Source organism: Methylophaga sp., from assembly GCF_030651745.1.
Genome location: NZ_JAUSCC010000005.1, coordinates 1 through 9,309 on the forward strand (window position 1 = coordinate 1; position 9,309 = coordinate 9,309).

Consider the following 9,309-nt stretch of genomic DNA (forward strand, 5'->3'; position numbering starts at 1 on the left):
ATGATTACTAGAATAGAGCTATTTTTAACAAAGGTACTTGATTTAGATTAAGCAAAATCCTGAGCCCCAACAAGCAATTCACCTTATGGCAATTTTGTGTGTCGGCGTACTATCTGAACCGTAAGCAAACCAAACAACCAAAAGGTGATTATCATGTGGACTAAACCAGAATATTCAGACATGCGTTTTGGCTTTGAAGTAACGATGTATATCTGCAATCGTTAAGATTCGACAAAACGCAAAACAAAAAAGCCCCTGTAACAAGGGGCTTTTTTATGGCTGTCATTTGCTGTTTTTGGTTTGCTGACCATTAACTATTAAGCTCAATGATCACATGATGAACCTGCTGATCATTGACCACTGGGAATCTTCCGTTGTTAGCGCCCACTTCGCTTGCAGACTTTATTTTAAAACCATCCAGCAATAAACTTGTTACTTGCTGCGATTGGCCTGGATGGCAGTTTATCGTGATGTGATACAGCGTTTCGTGATAGCGGTAATGCACCTTGAACGATGTCCAGTCATCAGGGACACAAGGTGCAATTCTGAGATGGCCATCTTCAAGATTAATCCCTAACAAAGTCTCAACTGTCAGTCGATACATCCAGCCCGATGCACCGGTATACCATGTCCAGCCACCGCGGCCGGTATGTGGTTCAGAGCCATAAATATCGGCGCTCATCACATAGGGTTCAACTTTATAGCGGGCAATGGTATCAGCTGTATTGCCATGATTAACGGGGTTGAGCATTTCATAAAATTCCCAGGCCCGCTTTTTATCACCCATGGTGGCAAATGCCATGGTGGTCCAAATGGCAGCATGAGTATATTGACCGCCGTTTTCACGAACACCGGGCACATAACCTTTGATGTAACCCGGCTCCAGAGCAGATTTATTAAACGGTGGATCAAGTAATTGAATTAATTGTGCATCGCGGCGAACCAGACGTTTATCAACGGCAGCCATGGCCTGGCTGGCACGGTTAGCATCACCACCTTTGGATAACACCGACCAACTCTGACTTATCGAATCAATCTGACATTCATCATTGCTGGCGGAACCCAATGGTGTGCCGTCATCAAACCAGGCGCGTTGATACCATTCGCCATCCCAGGCATTTTCTTCAATGTTATGACGCAATAATTCGGCTTGTTGCTGACATTTTTCAGCAAATTCGGCATCGTTAAATTTTATGGCCAACTGTGAAAACTGCTGCAAATTGTCATATAAAAACCAAGCCAGCCAGACGCTTTCGCCTTTTCCATGCTGGCCAACCAGATTCATCCCATCGTTCCAGTCGCCACAACCCATCAGTGGAAGTTGATGTGCACCAAACCGCAAACCATGTTTGAGCGCACGCACGCAATGCTCATAGATACTGGCGATTTCTGCCGAACGTTGTGGTTGATCGTAATAAGCTTCCTCTTCGGCGTTTAATTCCCGGCCTTCCAGGAAATGAACCTGCTCATCAAGAATGCCGGTATCCCCTGTAGTTGTCACATAGCGACAGGTCGCATAGGGCAACCACAGATAATCGTCGGAAAAATGCGTTCTTACACCCTGACCATTAGGTGGATGCCACCAATGTTGAACATCGCCTTTGGTAAATTGTCGGCCAGCACAAAGCATTATTTGTTCACGTGCCAGCCATGGCGTGGCATGAATCAATGCCATGGTGTCCTGTAATTGATCCCGGAAACCAAAAGCACCGCCTGACTGGTAATAACCACTGCGTCCCCACAAGCGACAAGACAGTGTTTGATACATCAGCCAGCCATTTGCTAATACATTTAATGCTGCATTTGGTGTTTCGACATTGATAGTGCCTAAGGTGTGATTCCAGAATTCCCAGACCGATTCCAATGCCTGTTTGGCACCAACTGGTCCGCCGTATTGATGAATCAAATGATTGGCTTCATGCACACTGTTTGCCGAGCCAATGATAAACACAACTTCACGTGTTTGACCGGCTGCCAATTCAATTTTGCTTTGAATGGCGGCGCAAGGATCAAATCCCGCCCCGGTGTTACCGGATAATTGTTGTTTAGCCATTGCCGCCGGATTTGCCAGAGAACCGTTACGGCCAATAAATTCAGTCCGATTACCGGTCATCGACTGCTTCTGTTCACTGATATGCACAAAAGTAAGCTGATTAGCGTATTCGCGACTATAGGCATTGCGGGCAAAAACTGCGCCTGTATGCGGCTCGGTCTCAGTAACAATATGCATCAGATTGCTATGGCGCCATTCACCTAATACGAATTCCCAATAGCCGGTTACTGACAAATTGCGAGGTCGTTTCGACTGATTGGTAAGTTTTACCACCACAAATTTTACCGGCGCATCCATCGCAACATAGGTGGTGAGTTCAGAGATGATTTCTGCTTCGTTATGCTCAAATACGCTGTAACCAAAACCATGCCGACAAACGTAACCTGAACGACCGCGTGCAGGTAGTGGAGTGGGCGACCAGAATTCTCCGGTTGTCTCATCACGGATATAAATTGCTTCGCCGCTACTGTCACTGACCGGATCATTGAGCCATGGCGTGATGCGGAATTCATGGGCATTTTTCACCCAGGTATATGAGCCACCGCTTTCACTGACGACAGTACCGATATGTGGACTGGCAATTACATTCGACCAGGGCGCAGGTGTGGTCTGACCTGGTTCAAGTTTGATAACGTATTCATGACCATCCGGGGTGAAACAGCCCAAGCCATTTTTGAAAATACCGTCACGTGGATCCAGTGGTTTAGCTGGTATTAAGATAGGTTTTGCTGAAATCGATAACTGATCTGATGTTCGGCTGGCAGAAACGCGACGATCCACTTGCTCAATTAAGGTGTCGTGAATATCACTGAACACAATACGGGCAACGGTTTGCAATAACACCCGCTCTTCTTCAGTCAGCTCATCGGAGCGGCGCAAAAATACACCACCGGGTTTATCCAGCACTTGTGCTTCCGGTCCGGCATTAATCAAACCCATGATGCGATCCTGAAGCTCGGCACGATAGTTCGAATAATCTTCGTTGATAATCACCAGATCCGCGAGCAGTCCTTTCATCCGCCAATAGGTGTGGGCCTGCAGAGCCTGTTTGACCAGGTCGATTCGACTGATATTACCGATATGCAACATCACGACAGGTAAATCACCAGAGATGGCAAAACGCCACAACCGCGATTGTCCCAACTGATTGCGGGCAATGATTTCCGGCGCGATACGGCGCAGTCTGTTACCGAAAATAACCGAATTGGCTAAGCGGCCATAGATTTGGGCATCGGCCTCATTAATATTGATATGTCGCAATACTTCCTGGCTGTGAAACCAGGCCATTTCAAATGCGCGCTCGACAAAATGTCGATCACAATACTTGTCGACCAAAGCCAATGCCGCTTCGCGACTATCGGCAACACCAGAGATAATCTGCACCACTGTCGACACATCGGGTGACAACGTTAATGTACGGCGGATCGCGACAATCGGATCCAGTACTGGTCCATCGGTGTCGGATAAACGATGAGCTGTTGATTCAGAACGTTTTCTGTTAGTGAGTACTGCTGGGTTAGCCGTTGTACGGCCTCGGCCAATAAATTTAGAGCGATCAGTTTCAAATGACGGTTGATCACTCATTGCACCGGGAGCTGACATTAAATGAAACATCCACGGCACATTCTCACCGGCTGTCCGGGGACGTCGGGTACAAATAATTGCCTGTCTATCGGCTAGAATTTCGGTTTGCACAAACAGATTACTGAAAGCCCGATGCGCCAGATCGGCCGTTAATGGTGCCAGCACCACCTCGGCATAGCTGGTGACCTCAATATGACGTGTCTGATCAGATTGATTGGTTAAGGTAACACGACGGATTTCAACATCATCCTCTGGTGAAACACTGATTTCAGTGTGTGCTTCTATCTCTGAATCGAGTCGCCGGTATTCGGCGCGTGCCTGCACAAAAATAGCTTCGTAATGATCGGCTTCGCGTAATGTTGGCTGGTAGGCGGTAGACCAATACTGACCATCATCCATATCACGCAAATAGATAAAGGTGCCCCAGTTGTCGGCGGTGACATCTTCACGCCAGCGGGTAATCGCCAAATTATTCCAGCGACTGTAACTGCCGCCCGAGTTGGTGGCCATCACGTGATAACGACCATTCGACAGTAAATGGGCTTCGGGGATTGGAGTGTTATGGCTGAAAACACGCATCATTGATCTGTTATCAGCAGTTGGTGGTTTGGCTGTCGCACTGACCTCAGCTGCATGCGGATGTAAGGTGGCACTCTGTTTTGGCACTCGTTCCTGTAATAACAATTCCGTAGCGCGAATCTGCGGATCAGACAGGAAACGCCGCTGCATCGGTTGATCCAACAACACATGGGCAAAAGACAATAAACTCATGCCCTGATGATGTGCCATAAAGGATTTCACGATGGCGTGGGTTTTGTTTCTCGGCACACGTAGCGGTGTGTAATCAATGGCTTCATAAAAGCCGAAATCACCTGAAAAACCTTGTTCAGCCAGTGTTTGCAAATTCACACAGGCTTCACGTGGCATCACCATCAACGCTAACGCCGTGGCATAAGGTGCAATCACCAAATCTTCACCCAGGCCGCGTTTGAATCCGAGTCCCGGTACGCCAAACGCACGATATTGATACACCTGATTTAAATCGGTGGTGTTGTAACACGATTCGGAAATGCCCCATGGCACCGAACGTTGCCGACCATACTGAATCTGACGTGACACGGCGGCCTTGCAGCTGTGATCTAATAATGTGTCGGGGTAACTGGGCATTATTAATTGCGGCATCAGATACTCAAACATCGAGCCGCTCCAGGAGATCAAACTGATATCGCCACCATGGCTGGTCAGTAAGCGGCCTAATGCAAACCAATGTTTTTGCGGCACCTGACCTTGAGCAATCAACAGAAAGCTGGCCAGTCGGGCTTCAGAAGCTAGCAAGTCATAACATGCCAGATCCCGTCGTCTTTCTGTGACATCAAAGCCGATGGTTAATAATTCGGTTTTTGTATCGTAAAGAAAGCCGAAATCCATCACGGTTATTTGCTGGCAACGATGGATTAATTCATCGATCAGGTTCAGTTTTATTATGGCTGAGGTTTTTTGACTATCAGCTAACGAACGTAAAGATGGGATCGGCTCTGATTCGGGTGATTCAGCCAGCAACGTGTTGTGTGAATCCTGTAAGGCAATTACTTGCTCTACAAAAGCCTGTATCCAGTAGCGGCTTTCCGGCTGCAGATCGGCCGGTAACATTTCAATAATGATGTCACTGCTATGTTTGATGTCATCTAAAACGCTGGCCACCTGGCCTATTGTCAAAACAGTTTGTTGCTGGATGCCTGATTGCAAAATCTCATCCAGGTTTTTTAGTTCACGGCTTAAGGCTTTTTCAACTGGAGCTTTCAGTGAATCAATAAATACCTGCAACGTATCCTGCAAACCCAGAAACGTAGTGGCAGAAAAAATCGGCTGATGTTTACACTCGGCCAGTCCTGCGGCTAAGGTCAGTAAACTCCCAGCCAAGTTGCCGCTATCAACTGATGAAATATAGTAGGGCGGCAATACCTGTAATGTTCGGGTGTCATACCAGTTATAGAAATGTCCGCGATAGCGTTCCAGGGCTTCCATCGTGGTTAAGGTGTTATCTATGCGTTCGAGACTTTGGCGGATAGTGATATAGCCAAAGTCACAGGCGGCCAGATCGGCCAATAGCGACATGCCCATATTGGTTGGCGAAGTTCGTGACGCAATTAATGGCGCTGGATATTGCTGAAAGTTATCAGGTGGTAACCAATTATCTTCAGCACTGACAAAATCATCAAAATAACGCCAGGTTTTCCGTGCCGAGATCCGCAGAAACTGTTGCTGCTCAACGGTTAACGCTTTTGTCTTCTCAACTGCTGGTTGACTTATCCACCATGCAATTGCCGGTGATATAAACCACAAAACCAGCACTGGCCCGCAGTAAATCAAAGCCATCAATGGATTAACTGCCGGTATTGATAGCAAGGCGGGGATTAATGCGATTGCCAGCAACGGGGCAATCCACATTTCCTGGAAATAACTCGGTAGCGTCTGACATCTATTGCGGCGGGCGTAACTTGGCAATTGCCAGATTAACAGGCCGCGTTTGGTAAACAGCATTCGCAAACCCGACTGCACAATTGCACTGATATTTATCAGCGCGTCATACGGCAGAAATATCAGCGACATCATTGCCTGCATGATTGGCTGATCGGTGGATTGAGCCGTCATTTTTAAATGCAACAACCAGTCACTTTGTTTTGGTTTTTTAACCAGTGCGACCAGCGAGAACAGCAAGGTTGGTAACAACATGATGGTCAGCAACAGCACTGTCCAAAGCCAGACTGATCCGGCTGCAAATAACCAACCCATCACTAACAACGTCAATAAAGCTGGCGCGACCAGACTGCGTCGCAGGTTATCCAGTAGTTTCCATTTTGATAACAGAGAAAGCGGGTTTTTGCGCCATGATGTTTGACTGTCATCGGTACGGTTTGAGCATAAAACACTGGGTAATAACCAGCCGATTAATTGCCAGTCACCACGGATCCAGCGATGGCGACGGCTGGCTTCGCTGGTATATGTCGATGGGTGTGACTCAATTAAATCCACATCAGTGATTAGCGCTGAGCGAGCATAGCCACCTTCGAGTAAGTCATGACTGAGGATCAGGTTTTCAGGCAAACGCCCTTCAGTTACCTGCCGGAAGGCATCAACATCGTAAATGCCTTTACCGACAAACGATCCTTCGCCAAAAATATCCTGATACACATCAGAAACTTCACGGGTGTACGGATCAATACCAGAGGCACCAGAAAACAATTTACTGAATCGTGATTGGTTGGCGCTGGCAAGGCTAATTGAGGCACGCGGTTGTAAAATGGCATAACCATCAACAATCCTGCCGACATTGGCATCAAAAACTGGCCGATTTAATGGATGTGCCAAATTGCCGATCAACGCATGTGCTGCATCACGGGGTAATTGAGTATCGGTATCCAGGGTAATGACGTATTGGATTGTCGATAAAATATAGGTATCACCGACAATATCCGAGAAAGCGTCTAACGCCCCACCACGCAGTCGGGCATTAAAGTGTTCTAATTTGCCGCGTTTACGTTCATAGCCCATCCAGATTTTTTCATAGGGATTCCACACTCTGGGGCGGTGAAAAAGGTAAAAAATGCACGGCCGATCTTCATTTCGATAAGTTGCATTCAGCGTTTCAACGGCCTTGGTTGCATAACTGATGATCGCAGCATCTTCTGGCAAGGTTTCCGTTGCTGCATCATGAAAATCGGTCAGCAGAGCAAAAAACAGATTGGCATCCCGATTGCCCAGGTAACGAATCTGTATCGCTTCAATCAATTCATCCATATCCTTAGTGCTGGCGATTAACGTCGGTACAATGACCATGGTGCGATGCTGCTGCGGGATGCCTTGAGAAAAATCCAGTCGTGGCAAAACACGTGGTGGCAGTAATAAGGTAATAAATTGATTGATCAGTGGAATCGTTAACGCCGACACACTGATTAACAGTGGAATAGCCAATAAACCAAGCTGCCAGCCGGGAACATTTATCTGATAAAGCCCGCTTAATATCAGCAGCGTTGAAATCAGTGGCAGCAACACCACTGGCCCGAGATACAGCGATAATCGAGAGCGTTTAATTTGACGTCTGGCTTTTAACGTCCAGGAGATCTGGCAGTTCACCGAACGTTCCAGCAAGGTCCGTCCGTTATCAATCAAATAAAAACCAATATGTGCCGTGCGATGATCTGCACCAGCCGTTAGAGCTGCTTCTGCTGCAAGTTGAATACAACCTTGGGCAACTTCTGTCTCAGTGCAGCTGCTGTGACGGGCAATATCTTCGATAACATGCCGGTAACGATCGCGAGTGGCAAAATCCTGCTGCGGATAAATGTCCGGATCACCTTGGCGTAAAGTCTGTTCAACCACGCTGAGTGATTCAACATACTGCTTCCAGTCCATGATGCCGATGAAACGTAAGCTGCTGAAACTGTTGGCGATGGAGATTTGATTAGCAGCCGCTACGCGACCAGCTGATTCAGATAATTGGGTAGCGGTGACACCTTGTTCTAATAATTTATGCTCAACCCAGGTTTGCACAAAGGCCATGGCCGGGCCCTGGGCCTGAAGCCGGGCATAAAACTCTTCCACAAAAGAAGCCGTTAACGGCACATCGGCATTGGCAAAATCAGCCAGTTGGTTAATCAGTTTTTTCGGTTCATCTTCTGCCGTTGCTAGCATGCGATCGGCCCATGTTATTGCGGCATCGCGTTCTTCACGGCGTTGGGCAATACGTACAGCCACCCGACGTAAATTTTCCAATAAGGCTAATTGCAGCATAATGGGGAACGCCCACAATTCGCCAAGCTTTAAAGGTTCAACCGTTTGGTAAGCAGCGATAAATTGGCTGGCATTGTCGCTATCCAGGCGGCCATCCATATGCGAAATTAATTCAATTGCCAGGTCATAAACCCGTGGATAACCAGCAGATAAGCCATTAGCCAGTTTGGGTAATTCCCGGCTGTAACCACGAGGTAAATGGTTTTTTGCCAGCAGGATTTGTTGTTCGATAATGTAAAAGTTATCCAGTAACCACGCTTCGGCGGGCACCATGGTTTGCCCGGCTGTGGCTGCTGAAGTGACAACGTCATAAGCCGTATGCAGAACACGAGTGTTCTCCGCTAAACGTGGCAGTAATTTGTCGGAATCAAGGTTGGGATCTATTTGATGTTCATGGGCTAAGTCCACCGCATGGCGCTTGAGCTGTTCGATACTTAACAACTCCGAGCGCAACAACTCCGTGTCCTTGTCATTTCGCAGGACATGTCGCATGCGTACTGCCAATCCGAACTCTTTGATATCTATGTCGATCTCCTTGTTCGAATGTGATGTGTAGAAAATAGGCGGGGTGTGGTTTCGCTTATCTAAATGTGGACTATCTATCAGTATGGGCTCAATTGGAGCGCCGTGGGGTTAATGATTTTTCTACGGACGCAAGCCTTGGAACTAAACACTCATCCAGCCTGGTTCTATGCCAAGATTTGTTGTTATTAATTAAGAGAATTACATTGATTATTCAGATGATTACTAGAATAGAGCTATTTTTAACAAAGGTACTTGATTTAGATTAAGCAAAATCCTGAGCCCCAACAAGCAATTCACCTTATGGCAATTTTGTGTGTCGGCGTACTATCTGAACCGTAAGCAAACCAAACAACCAA

2 protein-coding genes are annotated in these 9,309 nt (G+C 47.2%); one reads left to right on the forward strand and one right to left on the reverse strand.

Annotated features, from left to right (window positions below):
* The first annotated feature begins 153 nt into the window (after positions 1 to 153).
* Positions 154 to 225: a pyrroloquinoline quinone precursor peptide PqqA gene (pqqA, locus tag Q7V21_RS00185; protein WP_081443609.1), complete on the forward strand. Its 72-nt coding sequence runs from the start codon at positions 154 to 156 to the stop codon at positions 223 to 225.
* An 85-nt stretch (positions 226 to 310) separates the two neighbouring features.
* Here the strand turns inward: pqqA and Q7V21_RS00190 are convergent, their stop codons facing one another.
* Complete coding sequence (locus Q7V21_RS00190; protein ID WP_304915365.1) at positions 311 to 8,920, reverse strand: GH36-type glycosyl hydrolase domain-containing protein; 8,610 nt, start codon at positions 8,918 to 8,920, stop codon at positions 311 to 313.
* Between the last annotated feature and the right edge of the window lie 389 nt (positions 8,921 to 9,309).